Consider the following 23,047-nt stretch of genomic DNA (forward strand, 5'->3'; position numbering starts at 1 on the left):
CACCCGCGCATTCAGACACCTTCGGCCTCCGAGGTTACCAGCATGACAGGGCGGGGCCGCCGACCGAGAGGGTGGCGCCCCCTCGCCGCGAAGGCGCCGGTACGCGAAACAAAGACGACTTCGCGACTGCATCCAGCTTCGGCTCCACAGTCTGCGAGCGCAATGAATTATGATCGTTAGCGTTACTTGGTTTGCTTAGTGACAGCTCACTTGGCTGCCGGCTTGCGCGAGGTGATCGCTTCGACCTTCTTCAGCGTCTGAAGAAACTGAGATCGAAGATGTTGTTCGTGCTCAGCATCGTTCGGCTCTGAGAGGAACGCGATCTTGACGAGGAAGTGGTTCAATAGCGACGCGATCCGAAGATCGTCCGAGTATTGAGAACGCAAGGTTGCCGACGCATCTCAATGAGATCGACAGTTTCGCGATATGACTGGCTCTTCAAATTGAACTCGCGCGCGAAGCCTACAATTAAACGAAGCCGCCGCGTCGAATATGATGGCGAAGCGGCTTCGCCACTGGGGACCCGGACTAAGGGCAATGTCCGGTGGCGAGGAAGCTATTGCGCGCCGCGTCCGATGCAATCGAAGACGCTGGTTAAGCTTGATGTCTCCGCGAAAGGTTAAATGTGGAACAGGCGCGTTGCTCTAAATCGAGCCGACGCGATCAAGATCAGAGCCAAACACCTTTGGCATGGATCGGCAGCGAAGACATGGCTCCGGATTGCGTCGACCAGCGGCATCAGGGTTGCCGCTGCTGCGCCCACCCAGTCTGCGAGCGTCGACACATCGAGGTCGATGCCTTCGCGCTGATAGACGTCGCTCTGACGATTGAGAGGCAGGTGCAGACCGTACTTGGCGAACAAGACATGGGGAAGGAGCCTGGGACCGGCAAGTCCACGCGCGATCGGGTGCGAGGGGGCCGGCGGTTGGGTGATCGCTTCGCAGCGCCCGGCAGACGAACTTCTCGCGCACGTGCTGGATCACCTTCCACTGGCGCGGAATGAGCTCCAGCATCTCGGTCACGTCCTCGCCGATCTTGCGCAATCGGTTGTCGCCGCAGCATGGGCCGATCGCAGGCACCGGATAGGGGATGTGGAGAACCGTCGGCTTAGATCGGTTTGTATTCGGCATCAGCTATCAACGCGGCAGTTCCGCGATGGCTTGACGAAGCGTGATTTCGATGCACCGAGCGCAAATCAACGCCATGACCGGACGGTGGCGCAAGAACGACTAGCACTTCTGGCGCAAATTCTTCTTTGCAGTGGTCGCAGCGGATGTGTTCGGACATGCGGCTCTTTGCTCACGCGCGTACGGCGGAATTCGGTAACCAACACGCGTGCAAATAAGAGGCCCGGCGCTGGTTTTGTTGGAGAAACGGCGTGCCCTATTTCATTCGCCAGTCTACCGCGTGTTCTGTTCACTAGTGAACAAATCGCGCAGACGCCTGTTAGCTCAGTATTCCCCGGTACGGCCCCACTACCTAAAGGGTAGTCCCGGTTCGCGTTCGGGCGCTCCTAAGTTGAATTGACGCCCGTAGGTTTCCTAGTTGAAACTGCAGAGAGGGGACTACGATGCAGGACATGTTGGCCCGGCTTGAAAAGTTGCGCACCGACGCAGCTGAGTGCGCCCTGATCCGCGATCTTGCAACTGATCCGGCTAAGCGCGCGCTATTCGACCGGCTCGCCAGCCAGCTAACGAGTCTGGCCGATCAGGTTGAGATGGCTATGCAGGAGCGGAAGAACGGCACCAAGTAAGGCCGCGCTTGCGCGCTGAGCATGAAGGCGCAAAACGACTGGCGTTCCGGTCTGGTCGTTATCTAGGACAGATCGATCCTAGTCCGCCAAGCTGTAAACGGATTGAAGCCTTTTCTCAATCGCCGCCAGCCGCCGCGTGCCATCACCTTGCATGTAGTGCCTGCTTCTAGCCTCCACGACGACACGCCAGTCAGTTCTCTTGCGACCGGAAACGATCGCAATGCCAACTGGGCTCATGCCGTCCTGTCTCAACTCTTCAAGAATAATCCAGCTCAAATCAGTTCCGGAAATAGGCTTCCTGGCCATAGGTTCTCCTCAAACCCTGCCAGAGCCTACCTAGGGGTGCTCCCGGCGCAAGCCCCGGCCGTCGGCATGGGTCAACGAACGGTTGCGGGTCGAAAAAGCCCCAAACCTGGCTCCTCCGTCCAAAGAGGCCCCCGGCCCCAACGGAGGGGATGAGGCCGGGACCAGTCATTCCCACATTCCCATCTTCCATAACTCGGGTGGGCACCCGAGCACCAAAATAAGAATCCATGCCAGTGAGAGTTCCGAAAAACAGCAATGTCTTAATCTGCTGACAGCGTCGAACGAGACGCCATTGCCGCAGTCGTGGCAGGAGATGAGTTCTGTCCGGACCATTTGAGGATCATCTATCCGTACGTCTTCCCGCCGGTGCTAAACTCATAGAGCGTACTCGAATAGGGCAAGCGAGCGATTATGGTGGCCTCTTTTCCCACCTGACCGAACACAGCTACGGGGCATGGCAGTTTACACCTCCCATTTTGCGAGCACAGATTGCGTCGGCACTACCGATGAAATTTACGTTCGTAAGCCGAGTGATGATAATTGTTCGGCCATCAGGTATTGCGCCAATAGGCTGAATGGCAAAAATCGTAACGAATTGCGTCGCGAAGACTGCCGCAACTGACACGCCGGCTACCTGCAACCAGCCTTTCATGATGAGCCTCCCCAGCCCATCGCCACCATAGGGCGAGGCTTCCGACCGCTGCAAGGTGCCCTTGATTGGTCCGACCGGTTGGGTTCTGATGCGAAGCGCTGGGGGAGCGTTAAATGTCAATCATAACAGGATGGCTGATACTATCGGCCGTTGTCTCGGTCGCGGCATCATCGCGCGGTCGAAACGGCGCTTGGTGGTTTGTAATCGCAGTCATTACGTCGCCGTTGATCGCGGTTCTTTTTGTATTCGCGCTGCCAAACCTGAGGCATGAAGAATTACTATCCAAGCTGGCCCACCGAGAGCCCGAGCGCCCTCTAAGGAGAATTGGCGGCCACTCTTCGCGCGTGACCGTGGACCGCTCTCCAAAACCGTTCGAGCCTGACGGCGTGCTTGGGGGCGTACCTTATCGTGTAATCGACGATGGATCGATCCACGCCATCATGCAGGGCGCGCTAGTGAAGTTCGCGAGCCTTGAACAGTTCACAAAGGCGGTAGGAATTAGGGTTTGGGGTCCTTCAGCGCCGATCGCATTAGATTTCGTAACCAACGAGCCCGCGGCGCTGAAGGCACCCCGTCAGAAATGGCGGCGTGTTTTGCTTGCTCTACTTACCCACTAGCTTTAACGCTGACTCTTGGCTGCCCAAGGGGAATACAGTGAGCAAGGTTCGCGAGTTTGTCGACTTCTGGACGGAGAACAGCATTCACGCCGTCGAGCAGTATCGGACTGCCGGTGCGTCGCAGGATGTGGCGGACCTCAGCCGACGTCTTGTCGAGGCTGCCAAGGGACAGGGCATTTCGGAAGCCGACTTGCAGGCTGAGATTGGCGAAATCTCTGGCTATATTGGAGAACGGCTCAAGGCAGTGAACAGTGCCGAGCGTGAGCGGCGCAGATCGACTTAGGCGTGAGAGGGCTCACTTGTCCAACCTGTGGACATCCCCAGGCGCCAGACTAAGTTCCTCGAAGAGGCGCTGCCGCTCGAGCGTCAGCGGGACATTCATTAATTCCGCAGTCGAACCCTCCGGTGCGGCAGCGAGGACCAATGTCAGAGCCTGGCTGGGCTTTGCAACGGCAACCCAAATCTGCGTCTTGTTGTCGTCGATCGTCACTTCAACAACGGTAAATGCCCCCCCGAAAGACTCGCCCATGTTGTCCACTCCGGCTACGAACAAAGGGAGGTTGGATCTCAGTCTGGCGGCTTTAGGCCCGGCAAGCGGAGCCACTCGCTGATATGGGAGCCAGTTTCGGCTTGGCGGGCCTTCTCCAACAGGCTCTCTCGCCTCTTGCCCGGCGGAAGCTTCTTCGCTTCCTCGCGCAAGATCTTTGCCTCTTCGTCCAGACGTTCTTCAAGGGATCGGGTGTGTTTGATGCGGCGCCTTTTTAATCCCATGCTGCTCGTTCCCTCATGTGATACCTGCCCAAAACGAAGATTAAAACATGGGGGGGAGGGCGCAAGGTTCCGGGCCAACGGCCGTTCTATTTTCAGGGTCTCCCGCGTTCGGGCGGCGTCTAGGCCTAGGCTGGCGTCAGAGCGATTGCCTTGAGATATTTCGCCCTAAGCTGCAGCCCGTAAACTCGTCGGTTAACTCCTCTGGGCACTCCACGGCCTTTAGGCGATCTTTGAGGCTGTGCCGAAACGAATAGGCTCCTCTATCTGCCGCCTTATTCTTCGCCAGACCTCAATCCGATCGAAATGGCCTTCGCCAAGCTCAAAGAACGCCCTTCGAAAGGCCAGCCAGATCAATCGAGGCCTTGTTCAACGCTATCGCCGGCGCCATAGGCGCATCCTCGGCCTGCTGAGTTGGCCGCTGCTGTCAGGTTGTTCTCGAACGTCGCACTACGAACCGCGAGTTCATCGCTTTTGCAACACCGCCGACAGTGCGACACCGTTGCCCAAAATCGAAAAAACCTCCCTGGACGAGAGATGCGCAGCGGCCAGCTCGAAGGTATCGCTCGCTTCGACCTTGGCACGACCGACGGCCAGGTTCGCGTCGATCATGTCAGGCCGAACGGCCCGAGCAGGCGGCAACTGGGCAATGTGAAAGGCCAACAGCGCGGGATCTTCGCGCAGCTCCAGCATGGCGGGCTTGATATCCGTATTCGCCGACGTGCTCAGTTCGTTCGCCCGACGCAGGACCGGTGGCGCCTCTCTTTCTTCGGGAGTGGCGAATTGCCCGCCGAACGCGGGCAAGGAGGTCAGAGCGCCCAGGGGAACAGCGAACAGCAGGCCGATGATTACGGGCGACATCCAGAGCAGAAGCGGAAGCGAGACGGCATACGCGCTTGCTGCCATCGCGACGCCGCACAAGGTTGGAATGCCGTATTTCCGGTAGAGCTCGCGGCGCTCTACCGTGCCGTCATCGCGCCTCTGCGTCTGCCACCCTGCATCGCGGCCGGCCAGGATCTCGATGACCGCGATCGACTGAAAGATCATCATCACGGGAGCCAACAACGCCGAGAGGACGATCTCCACGAAAACCCCGGCCGAGACACGAAATGCGCCGCCGAATTGCAGTCTCGCCGACCTGCGCGTCCAGACGAGGATCAGGCTGAGCAGTTTCGGCAACAGAAGCATACCCATCGTGGCGCCGAATACCCAGATGGCGAGTACCGGATCCTGGGCCGGCCACGTCGGAAACAAGGAGAAGCCTTTCGGGAAATATTCGGGACGCACGAAGCGGGCCTGCAGCGAGATCAACATTCCCAGCAGCAGGAACAGGAGCCAGAGCGGGGCCGTGAGGTATGCTCCGATGCCCACCATGAAGTGCAGACGCGACACCCAATGCAGTCCGCGCGCGGGAACGACCGCGAGATGCTGGAGATTGCCCTGGCACCAGCGTCGGTCGCGCGCGGCGAAATCGAGCAGCGAAGGCGGCACCTCCTCGTAGCTTCCGCCGAGCGTGGGCAGCATGTAGATGCCCCAGCCGGCCCGTCGCATCAGCGCAGCTTCAACGAAATCGTGGCTGAGGATGTGCCCACCGAACGGCTTGCGCCCGCGCAGCTGCGGCAGCGCGGCCGTTTCGGCAAAGGCCCTCACACGGATGATCGCGTTGTGGCCCCAATAGTTGCCTTCAGAGCCGTGCCACCAGGCGACACCGGCGGCGATCACCGGTCCGTATAGGCGCCCCGCGAATTGCTGAACGCGGCTGAAGAGACTTCTTGCGTTGACAATCATCGGAAGAGTCTGAATGAGCCCGGCGGTCGGATTGGTCTCGATGGCATGGACCAATCGAACGATGGTCTGTCCGCTCATGAGACTGTCGGCGTCGAGTACGATCATGAAGTCGTAAACGCCGCCGAAACGCGTGATCCACTCGGAGATGTTGCCGGATTTCCGCGCCGTGTTGTCGGCACGGTGGCGATAGTACAGCCGTGGCGTTCCGACGTCCTGTCGCAACGCGAGAAGTGCCTTTTCTTCCGCCACCCAGATATCCGGATCGGTGCTGTCGCTCAGAATGAACCAGTCGAACAGCTTTCCGTGCGAAGTCGCCTCCAAGGATTCGATGATCGCGCGCAGCCGTGCCGTAAGCCGATGCGGGTCTTCGTTGTATGTCGGAAGCAGCATGGCCGTGCGGCTTGCGATAGGCTGTAGTTCCAAGCCGGGCGCCGCCGCGTCCCCGTCCGGATGATGAGCCAGCAGGACAAAGAAGCCTGCCGCCGCCGACGCGAACGAAAAGGCGACCCAGGCGAACAGGACCAGGAAAAGGGTCAGCACCATGGCTTCGAGGACGGTAACGCCGCCGACCTCCAGCACGCGATACATCTCGTAGCCGCCCGCTCCCGTGAGCGCAGCCGTCGCGAGGAGGATGAGACCGCGTCTCCATACCATCGTGGTTGCGATGGGCGCAGGAACACGGTCCGACACCCGCTTCTGCCCCAAATCGCCAGGAGCCATGGGGAGGGGCGACTCGCGCGGCAGCAGGGGTTGGGTCGCGATATCACCGGCCGCGGACCGCGGTGCCGTGCTCAAGGTGCCCATCGATAGACCCAGACTTCGGACAAGGGCTTGTCGCCTTCGGCGAGAAACGCCCGCAGCTCGATCGGCTCACCCTTCAGCTGGCATTGGAAGCTGAGACGCCACCCCCCGGTATAGGGATTGGGCTGTGTGACGATGTTCTTCACCTCGGACTTCTCCGCCGTCACAACGGCTTTGACGCCCGCAGCGTCGACGCCTTTGAGGTTCTCGCCGAACAGATCGAGGACGAAGAGACGCTCGTCTTCGCCCCTCGCCCCTATTCCGGTTCGCGTGAACCTGGCGAGCGAGGACGGTTTGGGAGCATCCGGGCCCCAATGCAGGCGATAGGTGAAGTTGTGTTCGCCTTTGGCCTGCAGCGGGCTTTTGGGTCGCCAGAAAGCGGCGATGTTGTCGTGAACCTCCTCCTTGGTCGGAATCTCGAACAGCACCACGGCGCCCTCGCCCCAGTCTCCGATCGGCTCCATCCAGAGACTGGGGCGCTTTTCGAAGCTGGATTCGATGTCCTGATAGGCGAAGAAGTTTCTCTCCCGCTGCATCAAGCCGAAGCCGCGCGGATTGAGATCCTGAAAGGTGCTGATCTGGAGGTCGCGGGGATTGCTGAGCGGCCGCCACAGGCTTTCGCCCTTGCCGTTGAAGATCGCAAGTCCGTCGGAATCGTGGACGGACGGGCGGAAATCGTCGATGTCGTTGCGGTCGTTCGGACCGTAGAAGAACATGCTGGTCATCGGCGCGAGGCCGGCTCGCTGCATTTCGACGCGCGGGTATACCGACATTTCGACGTCGAACACCGTCGTGTCTCCGGGGCGTACGGTGAACCGGTAGCTCGCCGTGCAGCTTTTGCTGTCGAGCAGGGCGTGGATCACCAGCGAGGTCGCACCCGGCGCGGGCCGCTCGAGCCAGAAGGACTTGAAGAGCGGAAATTCCTCGCCCTTGGCTTCGCCCGTATCGATCGAGAGCCCCCGGGCGGAAAGCCCGTACGTCTGCCCCTTGGCGACGGCGCGGAAGTAGCTCGCGCCCAGGAAGACGCAGACCTCGTCATAGTAGTCGGCGCGGTTCATCGGCGCGTGTATGCGGAAGCCCGCGAAGCCGAGATCGGCGTCCTCGAACGCCGGGACCTTCTCGCCGAAGGAAAAGTCCGCCTTGCGATACTTGAGTTCAGTGGCCTTTCCCTCCGCGACCTCGAAGATGTTCACCCTGTTCTTGTAGAAGAAGCCGCGGTGGAAGAACTGCGCTTCGAAAGGAAGATTCTTGCCGCGCCACAGGGCGCGCTCCGGCAGAAAGCGGATCGAACGATACTGATCGTAGTCAAGGTCTTTCAAGCCGCCCGGCAGCTTCTCGTCCGGAGCCTCGTACGGTTTGGCCGCCAAAGCCCGTGCCAAGTCCCTTACGGTGGACGAGGCGAACACGTCGTCCGACGGGGCTGCGGCAGCAAGACCGCTCCGCGGAGCGACCAGAAGCGCCGACAGCACCGCCGACCCTTGAACAAGCTGGCGTCGATTCACGTGCTCTCCTACTCGCTACTGCTGCCGCAGGCCAAGCAACGGTCGCAGCGCCCGCGAGTTCCACCATCCAGGCTCGATTGCCGAGGCGCCCAAAAACCGACGGAATTCGGACCGCCATCAGTCCGAAGTACCGTCAGGCGGAACGTCTCTGCTCCGTGTGCCTTCTCCCGTCGGAGGCTTGAATGGCACGCGTTTGGGATACCCCCGTCTTCCTTGTCGCAACGGTCTATTTCACGATCGACGCCCTGTTTTCGACCGTCACTGGACCGATAACGGCATGGCTCAGCAAGAAGAGGTGGCTGGAACGGGTTCGGCGATGGGTAACGTCGTTGGGGCCCTACCAGTCCTTCGCCCTTTTCGCGGTGCCCGTCATCATATTGGAGCCCGCCAAGCCCCTGAGCGCCTATCTTCTCGGCACCGGTCATTTCCTTCCTGGGGCGATCGTCTTTATTGCCGCGGAAGTCCTGAAACTGACCGTTATCGAAAGACTGTTTCAGCTGAACAAGAAGAAGCTGCTGTCGATACCTCTGTTCGCCTGGGGTTACGGATACTGGCGGCGAATGATGGATTTTCTGGAGTCCACGTCGGCTTGGCGTACGTCTCGCCGAGTGTTCGCCGAAGCTCTGGAACGGATCCGAAATCTGAAATCGAGATTGCGATCCCGATTCAATTCTGTCCGGGCGAACCGGCTTAACTAGCTAGGATGGTGGGGCATTGGCGCTACGCTGGCGGTTTGCCCGGCCAATACCTGGACTTGGTCAATATCCATTCCTCGGCGTCCGCCTCGGTCTCAAAATCTCCAATATGGGAATCGGGCCCATACCCTGTTTTGACGGCCACAAACCAACGTCCACCCTTCATCATTTCGGTTCAAACTGGGGGAGTGTTTGCATCATCGTCTCAACGAGCGGCTGACGTCAGGCGCTGCCGACTACGGCCCGTTCTATCGCAGCAATAAACCCCGGATTTAATTAGACGGAACCGATTTAGTCAATGCTGCATTGTAAGCTGATTTCAGCGGAGTCCGGCTCCATGCATGACGCAGAAAAGGCCCTTCAAGCCGTCAGCGATGCGCAGCGCATTCTGGAAGAGTACTTAAAGCCTCAGCCGCGCAACAATGAGCGCGCTATTCTCGACCAACTGGTGGAAGTTCTTGAGCGGCCAGATCTCATTGCGGCGGTTGGTCGGATGCATCACCGGTAGCATCGCGGGCGAGCTTCAGCCATTCGTCAGCGAGCGCCAACCAAGCCTCCTCATCTGCACGATTGCGTGCATTGGTGGCGTGCCTTCTGCATTCTTCCGCGAACGCCAAGTATCTCGCTGACTCCTCGCCCATGGTGACATTACGCGGGGCGACGGCATTGGTTTCTACGACACAAAACCTTGGCACAACTTGTGCAGACTAATCCTCACCGGGGTTTTGCATCACACCCTCCCGGGGCTGGAAAGCCGCCGCCCGCGAGACATTGAAGCGGGCGGCGTTTTTGCATCCAATCCCGGGGCTGGTGAGGACTGGACTGCACCGACTGTACGCGCGTTGGCGCCGACGTCGTCATTCATATGAACAAATCCTTCGCAATCGCGCAGGGACAAATGCACCTGCCGAATTTCGATGGTGAGCGGTAGTGGACCGGGGATGCAGCACTGCACTTGCTGCTTCTATGTTGCCGCGTTGTCGAACGGGCCTTGGCATGACATGGGACAATCCACCTATCCTCATTTGTAAGGAATGTAGGCGGCGCATGGATTTCCTTGCGACTTTGCTGCGGCGCGTTCTTGACGTCGATAATTGTCAAAAGGGCAATGAAAACCGTCCTTGAAGCTCTGCTCCGTTATACCAGCGTAGAAATCCTTCGGCGTTGAGAAGCCAAGCAATGAGACAGTTGGGAAAAAGATTGGACTAGAGTCCTTCTTATCGTCGGCCTTCCCTTTGCCCGTCCAACGCTTAGTCGACCAACGGCAAGAAGCCCGAGCCGATCTCCATTGATCATGACCACAATCCCTTTGAGCGAATCGACGGCAGTAAGCTTCTTTGTTGGAGAACCGCTGGGAGCCACAGCCAAGGCAATATCTTACTCAAGCCACCCTAGTTGATTGCAATCAGTCCTATTTGTACGCCCCAGCTACCCGGCGGCCCTACCCGCGCTCTGGATTTCTTGCGCGAGAGCCCTGCGATCTTATTGCCTCCGACCGATCACGGTTTTGGACGGGCGCATGGGCCGCAAGGACGAAGAGATGCGGATCGGGATAACTGGGTCGCCAGACAGCAAGGAAATGCCGCCTGCCGCGAAGCGCCATCGCAAGAACCGTGGGGTGCCGCCGCCGGCGATGTTCGATATCGATGCGCTACCGGGCAGCTCCAATTTGACGGTATTAGAGGCGGCCGCGATCATCCGGCGCACGCCCGGAGCGCTGGAGCAGTGGCGGCGCGATCCGAACCATCCCCTGAAATGGCGCTATGTCGATGGTCGCCCCCTCTATCGTGTCGATGCGGTGCGCGACTATCTGGCCAAGTGCGATAAGACCACTAAGACGCCTCAACCGCATAATGCTCACGGAGACGGCCGAGGAGCTCGGCCTTGATCGGGTCCAGCGGATTCGTTCGCTGCAGGCGCACGATTTTGCCGACCCGTTTCGCGCCGACCAATTCCGCAATGTAATCGTGAGCCGCCTCGAACGCCATCTTGCGAATGATCCACTGTTCGTCGTGATTGTAGACCTGATCGATTCCACTTGGCTTTTGCCCGACACACAGCCGCTGGATCTCGTTGTCGTAGCCACAGCGTGACATGATGGTGCGCAAGCTGCGCCTTAAGTCATGCATGGTGAACTTGGCGACGCTCGCTTCCTTGACCATGCGGTTGACCAGCTTGGTGAAGCCAGACATCTGGCCGCCGGTCTTTGGTGACGGGAAGACATAGTCGGAAGTTGCCCGCTGGAAATGTTTTGCTGCCGTGAGCACCTCGTCAACCAGGTGAGTGCGGGGCACATCGTGGTGCAGCCCCATCTTGGTCCACGCCGCATCGAAGGTGATCCGATCGACCATGATGTGCTTTCGCCACTCGATCATGGTCGGCTCGCTGCGGCGCGGGCCGCCGAGCAGGCACATGCGTGCCAGGAGACCGAAAGTCCCGAGCTTGCCGGATGCATCCCAGACCTTGATGATTTCCTCATCGGTCAGCGCGCGGCCCTTCGTTCGGCGTCCGACCCTTTGCGCGCGGGTTTCCTTGGGCGCGCGATAGCCGGCGAGCACGTTGTGCTCGACATAGCCCTCGCCGACGCACCATTCGAGCAAGGTATGCACGTGCTTGCGCAAGTCCTTGGCTGCACCGCGCTTGCCGGTCTTGGCAATCTTGTCGACCGCAGCCATGATCTGCCGTCGCGTCAGGTCCCCCACGCCGCTCTCGGCGTGATCCTTGAGCCCGCGCCGCAGCGCCGACATTGCTGGCTTCCAGTTGACGACTTGACGTTCGGTCAAGGACGCCTGGTAGGGGCCATCTTCAACAATGAGGGTCGCGAGCGTGGTGCGCTGCTTCTCGGCTGCCTGTTGCCGCCTCGCCCCGCGCTTCGCGTCGTTCGGGTCCAAGCCCTTGACGACCTCGCCTGCGGCGATGGTGGCGGCCTTGCGCGCGGCCTTCTCATTATATTTGGGCCACGCGCCGAGGGTCTTGCGCTGGGTCCCCCTCACCCCCGGCTTGGTGAAGAGGTAGACCCAGGTCCGGCCGCCGGTGGCGCGCATGCGCAGGGCAAGGCCGGGCAGCTTATCGTCGTGGAGATAGTGCTGCGCCTTACCCGGCGGCAGCGTGGCGGTGCGGATCACTGCATCGGTGAGTGTCAGCTGGTTGGCCGGCCCCGTCATTATCCCTGCCCTTTCTTTGTGCCCCGGTGTGCCCCGCGGGAGGGTGATCAACCCCGAACAGAACCGGGTCTCAGACCTCCCCCCGTTTTTGTGCCCCAGGGGAAAATTCGCGGCGGGCACAACAGGGGCATACAAAATGCGGTATGGTCAGCTATGGCCAATTGAGGCCAGATATGGCCATAAGCCACTGCAATCGAATGGCTTATATCTATTCTACTATGGTTAGATCAGGTTGGCCATGGACTGCATATTGTGGTTCACACGGGAGAGGTCCAAGGTTCGATCCCTTGTGCGCCCACCATTCATCATCCTGAACCCGACCAGTTGCGGACGATCATCGACGCGGGCGGGTTTTCCGTCACCTGTGCCATCGAAAACGTCGAAACAACCCCATGCACAGTAGCCGGCGTCAGCCGGATCAATGATTTACGAATTTTCCGAAATTCACTTGCTCCGTCGGGCAAAACAGGGGCATGATGGCACCATTGGACGGCTGCGAGCGGTGCGCCGTCCGCGCGATGCAGACGGCGCCTTCACCAGCCTCACGCCGATGGAAACGGATCGGCGGCCTTGGTGTATTTCAGCGCGCCGATGCCAAAACCTTCCTGGCTGCGGTTTTGAATGAATTCCTTGTGCTCGTAGAACGGCGACAATTCGCGCCATAGCTGCGGGACGCCGCCGGCCCAGGCGCTGGTGTTGCCGCTGGACTCGCAGATGTCGTGGAACAGGATGATCCCGCCTTCGCGAACGAAATGCCGGTAGCAGAGAAAGTCCTGCTTGACGCCTTCGTAGCGGTGATCGCCGTCGATGAACAACGCGTCGATCAACCTGCCATTCAGGAATTTCTCGACCCGCTTGACGGTATCATCCGCGTAGGACGGCATGTCGAAGAAAGTCCATTGCTGCTTCGGCGTCGCAAGCAGCTTCAGCATTTCCTTGTTCTTCACGTGCAGATCGATGCAGATCATCGTCTCCATCGTTGGAAGAAACCGTCCGAACAGCAGCGAGGTTCCGCCGTTCAGCGTGCCGATCTCAACCACGAGCTTCGGAGCGGAGGCTGCGATGTAGTCGAGGGCCGACGAGATCTCCGTCTCGATCTGGCAGGAGCCGGTCCCCATATGCTGCTTGGTGAAATCGATGACGTCCTGCACGCTCGATCCGCGCTTGTACTCCCCGATGATCTCGTCTCTTTTTTGGGAGTTGAGCTTGAGACGCAATGCAGGCCCGCTATCGGCCAGCCGTTTCTTGATTTGTCTGACTGCGAGAACAGCGGGATGAAATTTCAGTTCCGTTAGACGCTCATTGAAGGCCTTGCTCAACGACATTATCGAACCTCACTTCATGCAGAGTTGCCCGACAGCTCCAAATGCTAGGATCGTTTCAAATGTTGATCAACTTAAGGTTTTTGCTTGACAGCAGGATGAACCGGGAAGCCCGGATCGCTACGCGATCTCGATAAGCTCAACCTCTTGTGTTCCCGAGCCGGCGACGTCACCAACCGCCTTGCCCATCAGCGACTTCGCAACCGGCGATACGAACGAGATCGACCCCGCCTTTGGATCGGCTTCGTCCTCGCCGACAATGCGATAGGTCTGCACGCGGCCGTCGGCGCGGCTGAACGTCACCGTGCTTCCGAAGGCGACGGTCGCGTTCGACGCGGGATTGGGAACCAGCTGCGCCGTGCGCAATCGTTCGGTCAGATAGCGCGCATCGCGCAACGGCACCGCCGATTGCCGGCGCTTTTCATTGACGTCATCGATGGCTTGCGCGGCTTCATAGGCCGCGCGCGCCTCCGTGAGCTGCGTCTGCAGCGCCTGCAAGCCTGTCTCCGTCACGAGGTTCGGATGCGGCGAGATCGGGCGATCCGGCAGCAGTGTCTCGGAGGCAGTCTCGGCGCTCTCTTCTTTGGTAAAGGCGACGCTCAATTCGAATATCCCGTCGAACAGTTTTGGAGTGACCACCGCGCCACCACACCGCGTTCCACCGCAATGAACCGCACCGGGCCGCCGGCGATCATCCTCCACTATATCTCAAGTTCGACGAAACGGCGGAGCTTGAAGACGAGGTCGGGCAGGGCCTGACGGAACCGGGTCGCGTTCCGGAACGTGGTCGAGAACGGCGCGAAGGTGATCATCGCGTTCCAGTGCCGATAGCCGTAGACCGTCACCGAGACGCCGGACGCCGGAAAATCCTCGATCTTGCGCAGCTCGCCGAGCACGAGATCGGCAATCGCGTCCGCCGGCAGAAGCCGCTTGCCGTCCGGCGTCGTGGGGTGACTGGGCGCAACCGGCTTCGGAGCCGCCACCGCATGATCGGATGCATCCTGGAGCTTCGGAGATTCCGCCTCCGGGATCTGCGCCAATTCCGCGATCGGTTCGGCCGCCGGCGCGACCGGCATGAAGTCGGCAAGCGGCGGCGGGCTGGCGGCCTCTGCGCGCTTGTTGCCTCCCAGGATGCTGCTGATCATGGCCACAAGGCCAGCATCCTTTGGATCGTCACTCATCACGGCTCCCCCCGGGCTTGGCCCAGTCTAACACCGGCGCCGGAGACCGCCACAGGGTCAGCTGATCCGATCACGCTATCGCTGCTGCATGGCTTCCGTCCGGCTCTACCGCGGCGCAAGGCGGAAGACACTTCGCGCCACGGTGCGATCGGTCACCGCTTCTCGAACGGAACATATTGCTGGTATTCTTTGGGCACCGAGCTGCGATAGCGCTCTGGCACGGTGCCGGTGTCGATCGAATGTTCGAGCTCCTGACGCCGCGTCATCTTCTTCGCCGGCTTCTTCACCGCACTCTTCTTCGAACCGGCTGGCGAGGTCGAATTGTCGATGGTCGCCGCCGGCGCAGTGGTGGCAGCAGGCGCCGTCGTGGTGGTCGCGGCGGCCGGCGGCGTGCCATCTGCGGCGGGCGCGCTCTGCGCCAGCGCGAGCGGTGTCTGCATGATGAGCGCGAGTGCGGCAGTCGCAGCCAGCAAATATGATTTTTGCATCAGAACCTCCAAAAGACCTGATCCCCAATGACGGAAGCGTAGTCCCGCGGGATCGATGCATGCAAGTCCGCCGAAGATAGGCCCGACCCGGACTGCCAACTGTGGCCGAGATCACATCGCCGAACACGGCGCTCGCTCCGAGACCAAAGCGCGCACGACAATTTTTACGCGAGCAGGATATTCGCCACGACGTCGCAAGTAGAGCATGCTGATCAAACGACTACGGCCCCTTCGGGCCAGACGCGGAGATTCGGCGCGCCGCGCAACTGCACTATCCGTCAAGCGGCAAATCGGTCGGCTCGTTAGCACGATGTTCACCCTAGATTTGGCGACAACCGAACATTGCTATAACTAATCATAAGTTGTTGGATCGATATGTTCTGCTCCAAGCGTACCGGGCTCAACCAGCACGAACGGGAGCAAGGGCCTTCTCACGATGGAATCGATCCGGCTCACGGCGACGACAAAAGACTTTTATGATCGTCTCAACGATCCCTCGCGATTGGCTCTGCGGGTTTTCGCTGTGTTGCTCATGGCACCGTTCCTGCTCACCACATTCTTGTGGTGTGACGACAAATTTTTCCTGCTCATCTCTTGCGTTGCAGGCCTTGCGATTCTGCTCTCGCTGCCGCGCGTGTTTCGCGGTGCGTATCTGGCATATCGAGGTGCCCCGGCTCTCCGGATCAATGAACATGGATTCTGGGCGCGCGAATGGTCTTATCTCGGATGGATCAGCTGGCGCGACGTCGTGTCAGTCGAGATTGAAGGTCAGAGGATTTGCCAGCTTGTCGTTCATCTTCGCGAAGGGGAATTTGCAGAACTGACCGGTCACGATCAGGTCGCGGTCATGCTGGCTCGGTTGACGGGCTTCTTGTGTTTCACCGACGCTGGTCCCAATACGTTACGGTTGGTAAGCTCATCGCAACTCATAAGCCGATGGGAGCACCTTACCGCGACGCTCGACCCGATCTTGGTCGCCAATGGCTTTCCAAGGCTTGATAAGCGACTTCCTGCGTAGCGTTGCCGCGGTGAGCTGTTGGCACACTGGCCAAGCCTTGAGTCCAACTAGATCTCCCCGCCCAATACCGAGCAAATGGCTTGTGGAGTGTTCAATGTTCCAGTTTTGTCATGAGCGACACACCCATACGGACTGGAGCATCGAGAACCACCAAATCAAGACCACGGAAGTGACAATCGACGCCGAGGTTTTGTGCCGAGATGACGGCTTCAAGCTGATCCGGCTCGGAAAGAAGTGGCGGTACGATGGCTATTTTCGATACGAGAAGAGCGGGCTTTCATTCGAGTTTCGGGCCACTCGCGCGCACCCACGCGGCACCATTACTGGAACCTACAGCGTGTTTCTCGAATTCAAGCTGGGACAGAGGCTTGGCGAGGCCCTCTGGCCACTTCCGCGCTTGAAGGTTGAGGAAGTAGCCGCCGACATTTATGCGGCATTATGTGCTTGGCCGACGCCGCCACAACAGGAGAACATTCCGGTAGGCGTGACATATTTCTTTGTTTTTACATCTGGCCCGATTCCCGGATGCGATCCTGACGCGATCAGCGACGATGATCGCAGATATGAATTTACCCTTGGGCATCCCGTTACTGTACGCCACGTGCCACCTTCCACGCGATGGCAGCGGCGCTTGATATCCTATCGAGGAGGCGACAGACGGAGGCCCGACGTCGTTGAAGAACGTGAGGCCCTCATTCGGGACGACGGGATACAACTTATCCGTTTTGCAACGATTATGGGTCCGGCGGATGACGGGCCAGACGCGTACCGATATTTGGAGGGAGACCTATCCTTCGATTTCTTCGCGGAACGTCGAGTGGGACCGGGACTCATGACCGACACGTGGGAAGTGCAACTCGATCCCGATCCACGGCGCCGCTTAGCCGGTCTCTCGTCGGAATTGCGGACCCGGCTAGGCCCAGACCGGTGTGCCGAGGTCGTGGGAATCATCGAAGAGGCGCTCTATGCGTGGCCGCAGTCGGGATACGCGTATGAGACTCCGACCAATCGTGTGGTCTTCCTCGACGCCGATCGCTTCCGCCAATAATGACGCTGAGCATCTAGTTGCCCGCGGCAACTTCCCCAGGGCGATCGGGGCGAAGCATCCCGGGCTCGTCCGCTCTTGCCGGGCCTGAACCAGCAAAAGCAAATCCCAACAGCGAGATGAGGATAAGAACAAAACGGTGCATGTCGGAAGCGCTCATCCTGCGTAAGCATATATGACGCGCTTGACCTCGGGGATGACAATGACGACTCCGAGCCTTCCGTACGAATAGAAACTTCCTGGTTTCGAGATTGCACCGTCTACCAGCGCCTGAACAGCCGGATCGACTTCAATTCCAAATCCGTATCGGTCGAGATATTCCGAGATGGTTTTGTCCATTGGGGTTTCATGCCACTCGGAATGCGTTCGTTGCATGTCAACGCGCCTAGCTACATTCTCCGATCGATGAAAGAAGTCCAGACCCTCACGAGCAATCCTGTTCGCGATCGCATCGGGCAGACCATACAAGAGAATGCCTGTCTCATTGTCGCCAGGCAGAGGCAGAAGGACTGAACCCCAATTTTGTCTATTCGAATACAGAATGCCGGACACTTCAAGATCGGCCGGCACGAAAGCCATCTCGGACTCATATTGGCCGAATTCGAACGCGCAGTACAACGCCGCGGCGATCACGACGATCGGCAGCACACAACCCAAGGCAAAGGTTCGAAATTTCCGCGCAAGAAGGAGCAGAAAAGGATACGTCAGAGCGAGAATGAGGATGATGTCGAAAGTGAAGAACCTGATCTGGCTGGCCAACGGAAACGGGGCAAACAGAAACAGCGGCGCGTAGACGAAGTTAACCGGCAAGTTCAGGAACATCTCGATCGAACGACGGGCCCAGCCTTCTCTGCAGATGAAACTGAGCGTTGCTCCTGTCGAACATGCAGTTGCCGGCAATTTGGGGTAAGCAGCAAGCAGGATTGCTGCGATAGCGGCGACCCCCAAGATGCAGAAGCAAATCAGGCATACACCCCGGAATATCCTCGACATTGCTTTTCCTGCCATTCACGCAAGCGTACTCATATTGATACCGGCTTGCGCTCGCCGGCGGCGAGCGCGCCCCGTGCATTCATAGACGTCATACGGTGACGATGATGCCCTCGACCGCAAGCGCGGCATTCGCGACCGCAGCTCAAATCCATCCAAAGCCAGCACCGGGTTGTGTGAATATTTCATATCTACCATAAAGGGAACCGCGCAAGCGTCGATTCCCGGACAATTTGGCCAAAATGCCTTGGCCGCGTACGGCCTTGTCCGTCAATGTGAGCAGCCGTGCGACCTAACGCAGTTTTGGTGAATGCGCACGACAGCAAGGGATGTCCGCTGCAGGTCCACCAGCCGCGGCCGGCCAGGCGGTCGCCAGGGCGATGCACCAGACGCCGCTGACCGACGAGCAGATCATCGTCGGCCGGGCCGTCGACCATCCCGATCCAACGGGCGATCCGCAAGTTCCGATCGCGTCGATTGCGAACGGTGCGTTCAAGGGCAACTGCCCGCTCTGGCCTACATCCTCGCGGAAGCGCGCCAGTTCCAGACCGCCGTCGCGATCCCGGCCACCGGCGCGCCGGCGAGCGGCATCAACACGCCGCAGCTCGGGCCCGTCGGTGGACGCATCGTCGCCGAAGTCTTCCTCGGCATGATGTTCGGCGGCGCCTCATCGGTGCTGTCGCTCGACCCGAACTGGGCGCCGGTGACCGGTCCCGATTTCCGGCTGAAGGATCTCGTGACCTATGCACTGGGCCAAGGCGCTCAGCTGCACTGAGCGGCGGTCGACGATGACGCAAGGCCGCCCAATTTGCGCGGGCGGCCCTTCCCGCTCAGGGCGTGATGAGAATAGATTCGCAGGCTGTCCCTGTCGCCGACGGGAAAAGGTGAACCACGTCCTGAGCGCGCATCGCCTCAATAGCAGGGCGGATAGGGATAGTATCCACAGGCTCTGCGGTAGCCATACGCTCCATAAGCCGCAGCTCCCGCCGCTGCCGCTCCATAATAAGCTCGCCGATGCACCCGGCGATTGACGCCTGCCACGCTCATCGGTGTGAGTGGTCGCCCTACCCTCGCTTCAGCACGGTCAACGGATACGGACAGCACTTTCACCGGCGAGTAACGAGGCGACAACGGAACGACCGCAAAAAGCGCAGCCGTCGCGATCAATCCAAGAAGCCTGGCATTTCTTGTCATGTTGCTCTCCCTGTAACGCGATGGTCAAACATGACGTGACACGACGCCTTGCGTCTCGCTGTTGATATGAATCAATGGGAACCCACGACAGGGCCGAGGTCGCCGCTCGGCTCCAGGACCGGCGCTAACGACCCTGCGCGGTCGTCGCCGTGTCAGATTGGCCCTGAGCACCACACCGGAACTGACCGCCTCGGTGGCTTCTTGTCGTAACCGTCCGACGTCAGCGCCAGAATAAGGCTAGAGCAAATAGCCCAACCGTCAGAGCGCCGGCGCAAACGACCATCGCGGTGTACCAGCGATCTTGCGAACTCATGGCTTGATCTAGGTCGCGCGGCCGCGCTTGTCTGTCGGATTGCCGACTCTAAGCTCGATGGGCCACAAACGAAGGCAAGGGGGGTGATATCCGTTGAGGGTCAGAAGCTGGCATCGGCTCCACGCATGACAAGGTCCGCTCCGGGTCAACAGTGTCGGTTTGGCCCCCTATGGCGGAGCGATTTCGGCTTTGCCCTCGAAATCTGACGCTAATGAGTACACGCCCTAATGGGCGGCCCCGAGGCCGTTCTCCGCGAGGCGCGCGGCAAACCAGAGCGACAACGGCTGATCGACGACGCCACTGACATAGACTTCCGACATCGTCACGCTGCGCTTATCCAGCACCAGCAGCACGCCGATCCAATAGGCGAACCAGACATGCGGATCGGTCAGCGCCATCAGCTTGTGCTGGTCGTGCTCGAGCGAGGTGTGATTGCTCGCCTTGCGGATCTCGACGGTGAGCAGATTGTTCGGGATCTCGCGCTGATGCACGACGACATCGGGGTAGATCGACTTCCCCAGATGATCGTCGGTCGAGATGATCGTGCCGTGCGGCAGATGCAACGTGCGTTCGCCGAGCCGGTCGAAATTGCAGTCGACCGCCCAGCCCGAAAACTGCCGCTCGAGATAGACGGCAAAGCGGTGCGTGATGGCACGCTCGCCGATGTCGTTCTCGAACAAGAATCCTTCCTGGGCGTAGAGATCCCGGAGCGCCGCGATCACCTTGTTCAGCTCGGTCTGCATCGTGCCTCCGGGCCCATCGCACCTGCATCGGTTGGATTCCGCACGGTCTCTCGCTCCCTCGCCCCGTTCTTACGGGGAGAGGGTGGGGTGAGGGGCCGCCTCCGCAAACTCGTTGAATGATAGGTGGAATACGCCGGGTGCGCGAGTCGGATAGTCCTTTGCCCGAGTTCGCAGCCTGCCTTGCCCCTCACCCGGATCGCACCGGACGATGCTTCGCATCGCCGGGAGCGATCCGACCTCTCCCCGCAGAAGGGCGGGGAGAGGTAAAGATGCATCCTACATCTGCACTTCGATCAGCCGCGGCCCCGGCTCGGCGACGGCCTCGGCCAGCGCCTTGTTGAACTCGTCGGCATTGGTGACGGCGCGGCCGGGTACGCCCATGCCCTTGGCCAGCGCGACGAAGTCGAGTGTCGGGCGGTCGAGCCTGAGCATGTCGTTGGCGCGCTGGCCGGGCTCGCCGGCGCCGACATTGTCGAACTCGCCGCGCAGGATCTGGTAGATGCGGTTGGCGAACACGATGGTGACGATGTCAAGGTTTTCGCGGGCCTGCGTCCACAGCGACTGGATCGTGTACATCGCGCTGCCGTCGCCGACCATGGTGATCACCTTGCGGTCCGGACAGGCGATCGCGGCACCGATCGACAGCGGCGTGGAGAAGCCGATCGAGCCGCCCATGTTCTGGAGCCAGTCGTGCGGCGCGGCCGCCGCGGTCGGCGGGAAGAAGCCGCGGCCGGTGGTGAGGGATTCGTCGACCATGATCGCGTTCTCGGGGATCGCGCATGCGATCGCCTGCGCGATCGAGGCGAAGGTGAGCGCGCCGGTCGGCTTCACCAGTTCAGGCAAGGCCTGCGGCTTGACGTCCCTGGCGCTGGCCTTCACGGCGCCGGCGAGCGCCTCCAGCGCCGCGACCGAATTCTCGCCCCAGGAGGTCATGCGATGGACCTCGCAGCCCTCGGGCTTGAGCATGCTCGGCTTGTTCGGATAGGCGAAGAACGCCACGGGATCGTCGGACTCGACCAGCACGATGTGACGGAATTTCGCCAGCATCGGCAGCGCGTTCTCGATCACATAGTGAATTCGGTCGATCGAATAGCGGCCGCGGCCGCGCGCCATCTTCGGGCGGAAGGTCGGACCCATCACGGTGCAGCCGGTCTTGGCAGCGATGCGCTCGGCCAGCGCCAGACCATGCTCGCTCAGGGCGCTGCCGGTCATCAGCAGCAGCGTCCCCTCGCCGTCACCGTGCAGGATTTTTGCGGCCTGCTCGACCGCCTGCGGCGAATAGCTGGCGCGCTGCTGCTCGGCCGGAACCTCGGCGATGCCGTCGGCCTCGTTCCACGCGGTATCGGCCGGCAGGATCAGGGTCGCGATCTGCGGCGGAGCGCTCTTGGCGGCAGCGATCGCCGCGGCGCCGTCAGCCGCGACCGATCTGGAATTCGGCGATGTACGGACCCAGGACGACATCGGCCGGGCCAGGCCCTCGATGTCGGAGGTCAGCGGCGCGTTGTAGTCGATATGGTAGACCGCGTGCTGGCCGACGATGTTGACGATGCCGGAATTGGCCTTCTTGGCGTTGTGCAAATTGGCAAGGCCGTTGGCGAGGCCGGGGCCGAGATGCAGCAGGGTCGAGGCCGGCGTGCCCTTCATGCGGAAGTAGCCGTCGGCCGCGCCCGTCACCACGCCTTCGAACAGGCCGAGCACGCAGCGCATGCCCGGCACGCGGTCGAGCGCCGCGACAAAATGCATCTCGGAGGTGCCCGGGTTGGTGAAGCAGACGTCCACCCCGCCCTTGACCATCGTCCGCACCAGGCTTTCCGCACCGTTCATTCTGTCTGCTCCCGCAACCGGTCATTTCCAGTGATCCGTCCGATCAATCATTGTTCGCGGGCCCCGTCAAAGCAATAGCCGGCATCGCGGCCCTGCCCCGCATGGCGACGCGCCGGTTTGGCTAATGCTTTTTCGATAAATTGGGTTGCCGATTTGGTAACGCCAATCGCCGGGCATGGCCTCCCTCACGGGGCCGTGGCTTGCGAAACGCCCGCAAATATGGCCTCTGGCTTTGGTTGAATCGATTTTTTGCTGGGGGAAACAATGATCCGGTTTTTTGCCGCGCAGATTACCGCAATGGCGCTCTTGCTGGCTGGTGCGGCCGACGCATCCGCGGCGGGGATGATGGACTTCACGGGCACCAGCTCCACCGGCTATCTCGGCGGCGGCGCGAGCCCGATCCCCCGCACCACCGTCATGTACAACGGCCATTATGCCCCCGGCACGATCGTGGTGAACACCGCCGAGCGCCGGCTGTATCTGGTGCTCCAGGACGGCCAGGCCCTGCGCTACGGCATCGGTGTCGGCCGCGACGGCTTCCGCTGGGGCGGGGTGCACAAGATCACCGCCAAGAAGGAATGGCCGGATTGGACGCCGCCGTCGCAGATGATCGCGCGCCGGCCCGATCTGCCGCGCCACATGAAGGGCGGCATCGAGAATCCGCTCGGCGCGCGCGCGATGTATCTGGGATCGACGCTCTACCGCATCCACGGCTCCAACGAGCCGGAGACGATCGGCCAGGCAGTGTCCTCCGGCTGCTTCCGCATGACCAATGACGACGTCACCGACCTCTACGGCCGCGTCGGGGTCGGCACCACCGTGGTGGTGCTCAACAACTAGGCCGACAGCGAGCTGCGGCGGGAACCCGCGGGGGCGCGCGTGA

The 23,047-nt window shown here is 60.4% G+C and carries 23 protein-coding genes and 1 pseudogene; 10 read left to right on the plus strand and 14 right to left on the minus strand.

The window, feature by feature from the left end:
* Nucleotides 1-694 precede the first annotated feature (694 nt).
* Together ACLFLU_RS35115 and ACLFLU_RS35120 are read right to left on the minus strand one after the other, a co-directional pair.
* Nucleotides 695-1,076 (minus strand): annotated as a pseudogene (locus tag ACLFLU_RS35115) (IS66 family transposase); the annotation flags it as partial.
* Nucleotides 1,077-1,107: 31 nt separating this feature from the next.
* The gene (locus tag ACLFLU_RS35120) at nucleotides 1,108-1,287 is read right to left on the minus strand and encodes a hypothetical protein (protein ID WP_426409254.1); all 180 of its coding nucleotides are present in this window, start codon (nucleotides 1,285-1,287) and stop codon (nucleotides 1,108-1,110) included.
* 283 nt (nucleotides 1,288-1,570) lie between these two features.
* On the opposite strand from ACLFLU_RS35120, the gene ACLFLU_RS35125 reads away from it, so the two are divergent.
* The gene (locus ACLFLU_RS35125) at nucleotides 1,571-1,753 is read left to right on the plus strand and encodes a hypothetical protein (RefSeq protein WP_426409255.1); all 183 of its coding nucleotides are present in this window, start codon (nucleotides 1,571-1,573) and stop codon (nucleotides 1,751-1,753) included.
* A 78-nt stretch (nucleotides 1,754-1,831) separates the two neighbouring features.
* Here the strand turns inward: ACLFLU_RS35125 and ACLFLU_RS35130 are convergent, their stop codons facing one another.
* A complete protein-coding gene (locus tag ACLFLU_RS35130) occupies nucleotides 1,832-2,059 on the minus strand; it encodes a hypothetical protein (protein WP_234683488.1) in 228 nt (75 codons plus the stop codon).
* Nucleotides 2,060-2,824: 765 nt separating this feature from the next.
* On the opposite strand from ACLFLU_RS35130, the gene ACLFLU_RS35135 reads away from it, so the two are divergent.
* Together ACLFLU_RS35135 and ACLFLU_RS35140 are read left to right on the plus strand one after the other, a co-directional pair.
* Nucleotides 2,825-3,328, plus strand: coding sequence for a hypothetical protein (locus ACLFLU_RS35135; protein ID WP_426409256.1), 504 nt, complete (start codon nucleotides 2,825-2,827; stop codon nucleotides 3,326-3,328).
* 37 nt (nucleotides 3,329-3,365) lie between these two features.
* Nucleotides 3,366-3,611 carry a hypothetical protein gene (locus ACLFLU_RS35140; RefSeq protein WP_426409257.1) on the plus strand — a complete coding sequence of 82 codons (246 nt, stop codon included), beginning with the start codon at nucleotides 3,366-3,368 and terminating at the stop codon, nucleotides 3,609-3,611.
* A gap of 12 nt (nucleotides 3,612-3,623) precedes the next feature.
* On the opposite strand, the gene ACLFLU_RS35145 is transcribed toward ACLFLU_RS35140, so the two are convergent.
* From ACLFLU_RS35145 to ACLFLU_RS35155, 3 genes are all read right to left on the minus strand, one after another.
* Nucleotides 3,624-3,857, minus strand: a complete 234-nt coding sequence (locus tag ACLFLU_RS35145; RefSeq protein ID WP_426409258.1) for a hypothetical protein — start codon at nucleotides 3,855-3,857, stop codon at nucleotides 3,624-3,626.
* Between the two features lie 704 nt (nucleotides 3,858-4,561).
* The gene (gene mdoH, locus ACLFLU_RS35150; protein WP_426409259.1) at nucleotides 4,562-6,688 is read right to left on the minus strand and encodes a glucans biosynthesis glucosyltransferase MdoH; all 2,127 of its coding nucleotides are present in this window, start codon (nucleotides 6,686-6,688) and stop codon (nucleotides 4,562-4,564) included.
* On the minus strand, nucleotides 6,676-8,187 hold the full coding sequence (locus ACLFLU_RS35155; protein WP_426409260.1) for a glucan biosynthesis protein G: 1,512 nt from the start codon (nucleotides 8,185-8,187) through the stop codon (nucleotides 6,676-6,678). Before ACLFLU_RS35155 ends, mdoH begins: the two co-directional genes overlap by 13 nt.
* Nucleotides 8,188-8,369: 182 nt before the next feature.
* Here ACLFLU_RS35155 and ACLFLU_RS35160 point away from each other — a divergent pair, with 182 nt between their 5' ends.
* The 3 genes from ACLFLU_RS35160 to ACLFLU_RS35170 all read left to right on the plus strand — a co-directional run bounded on the left by ACLFLU_RS35160 (nucleotide 8,370) and on the right by ACLFLU_RS35170 (nucleotide 10,770).
* Nucleotides 8,370-8,885, plus strand: coding sequence for a hypothetical protein (locus ACLFLU_RS35160; protein ID WP_426409261.1), 516 nt, complete (start codon nucleotides 8,370-8,372; stop codon nucleotides 8,883-8,885).
* Nucleotides 8,886-9,219: 334 nt separating this feature from the next.
* Nucleotides 9,220-9,390, plus strand: coding sequence for a hypothetical protein (locus tag ACLFLU_RS35165; protein ID WP_234683495.1), 171 nt, complete (start codon nucleotides 9,220-9,222; stop codon nucleotides 9,388-9,390).
* Between the two features lie 1,011 nt (nucleotides 9,391-10,401).
* Entirely contained in the window at nucleotides 10,402-10,770 is a 369-nt protein-coding gene (locus ACLFLU_RS35170; RefSeq protein WP_426409262.1) for a hypothetical protein, read from the plus strand.
* Here the strand turns inward: ACLFLU_RS35170 and ACLFLU_RS35175 are convergent.
* The 5 genes from ACLFLU_RS35175 to ACLFLU_RS35195 all read right to left on the minus strand — a co-directional run bounded on the left by ACLFLU_RS35175 (nucleotide 10,715) and on the right by ACLFLU_RS35195 (nucleotide 15,037).
* Nucleotides 10,715-12,046: a tyrosine-type recombinase/integrase gene (locus ACLFLU_RS35175; RefSeq protein WP_426414136.1), complete on the minus strand. Its 1,332-nt coding sequence runs from the start codon at nucleotides 12,044-12,046 to the stop codon at nucleotides 10,715-10,717. The two genes, ACLFLU_RS35170 and ACLFLU_RS35175, sit on opposite strands and share 56 nt — an antisense overlap.
* A gap of 542 nt (nucleotides 12,047-12,588) precedes the next feature.
* Nucleotides 12,589-13,371, minus strand: a complete 783-nt coding sequence (locus tag ACLFLU_RS35180; protein WP_426409263.1) for a class I SAM-dependent methyltransferase — start codon at nucleotides 13,369-13,371, stop codon at nucleotides 12,589-12,591.
* 117 nt (nucleotides 13,372-13,488) lie between these two features.
* Nucleotides 13,489-13,971, minus strand: coding sequence for a transcription elongation factor GreA (gene greA / locus ACLFLU_RS35185; RefSeq protein WP_426409264.1), 483 nt, complete (start codon nucleotides 13,969-13,971; stop codon nucleotides 13,489-13,491).
* 98 nt (nucleotides 13,972-14,069) lie between these two features.
* Complete coding sequence (locus ACLFLU_RS35190) at nucleotides 14,070-14,549, minus strand: hypothetical protein (protein WP_426409265.1); 480 nt, start codon at nucleotides 14,547-14,549, stop codon at nucleotides 14,070-14,072.
* A gap of 152 nt (nucleotides 14,550-14,701) precedes the next feature.
* Complete coding sequence (locus tag ACLFLU_RS35195) at nucleotides 14,702-15,037, minus strand: hypothetical protein (protein ID WP_426409266.1); 336 nt, start codon at nucleotides 15,035-15,037, stop codon at nucleotides 14,702-14,704.
* Between the two features lie 436 nt (nucleotides 15,038-15,473).
* Between ACLFLU_RS35195 and ACLFLU_RS35200 the strand changes: the two genes are divergently transcribed.
* Nucleotides 15,474-16,055: a hypothetical protein gene (locus ACLFLU_RS35200; protein ID WP_426409267.1), complete on the plus strand. Its 582-nt coding sequence runs from the start codon at nucleotides 15,474-15,476 to the stop codon at nucleotides 16,053-16,055.
* Nucleotides 16,056-16,149: 94 nt separating this feature from the next.
* On the plus strand, nucleotides 16,150-17,103 hold the full coding sequence (locus ACLFLU_RS35205) for a hypothetical protein (RefSeq protein ID WP_426409268.1): 954 nt from the start codon (nucleotides 16,150-16,152) through the stop codon (nucleotides 17,101-17,103).
* Nucleotides 17,104-17,256: 153 nt separating this feature from the next.
* Here the strand turns inward: ACLFLU_RS35205 and ACLFLU_RS35210 are convergent, their stop codons facing one another.
* Complete coding sequence (locus ACLFLU_RS35210; RefSeq protein ID WP_426409269.1) at nucleotides 17,257-18,093, minus strand: hypothetical protein; 837 nt, start codon at nucleotides 18,091-18,093, stop codon at nucleotides 17,257-17,259.
* 307 nt (nucleotides 18,094-18,400) lie between these two features.
* On the opposite strand from ACLFLU_RS35210, the gene ACLFLU_RS35215 reads away from it, so the two are divergent.
* Complete coding sequence (locus ACLFLU_RS35215; protein WP_426409270.1) at nucleotides 18,401-18,865, plus strand: hypothetical protein; 465 nt, start codon at nucleotides 18,401-18,403, stop codon at nucleotides 18,863-18,865.
* Between the two features lie 956 nt (nucleotides 18,866-19,821).
* Here ACLFLU_RS35215 and ACLFLU_RS35220 read toward each other — a convergent pair.
* Together ACLFLU_RS35220 and ACLFLU_RS35225 are read right to left on the minus strand one after the other, a co-directional pair.
* The gene (locus tag ACLFLU_RS35220; protein WP_426409271.1) at nucleotides 19,822-20,340 is read right to left on the minus strand and encodes a hypothetical protein; all 519 of its coding nucleotides are present in this window, start codon (nucleotides 20,338-20,340) and stop codon (nucleotides 19,822-19,824) included.
* A gap of 276 nt (nucleotides 20,341-20,616) precedes the next feature.
* On the minus strand, nucleotides 20,617-22,164 hold the full coding sequence (locus ACLFLU_RS35225; RefSeq protein ID WP_426409272.1) for an acetolactate synthase large subunit: 1,548 nt from the start codon (nucleotides 22,162-22,164) through the stop codon (nucleotides 20,617-20,619).
* A gap of 264 nt (nucleotides 22,165-22,428) precedes the next feature.
* On the opposite strand from ACLFLU_RS35225, the gene ACLFLU_RS35230 reads away from it, so the two are divergent.
* Nucleotides 22,429-23,004 (plus strand): L,D-transpeptidase, encoded by a 576-nt coding sequence (locus ACLFLU_RS35230; RefSeq protein ID WP_426409273.1) that lies wholly within the window; start codon nucleotides 22,429-22,431, stop codon nucleotides 23,002-23,004.
* The last annotated feature ends 43 nt before the right edge of the window (nucleotides 23,005-23,047 follow it).

This window comes from Bradyrhizobium ganzhouense, from assembly GCF_049949285.1.
GTDB classification, from domain to species: Bacteria; Pseudomonadota; Alphaproteobacteria; order Rhizobiales; family Xanthobacteraceae; genus Bradyrhizobium; species Bradyrhizobium ganzhouense.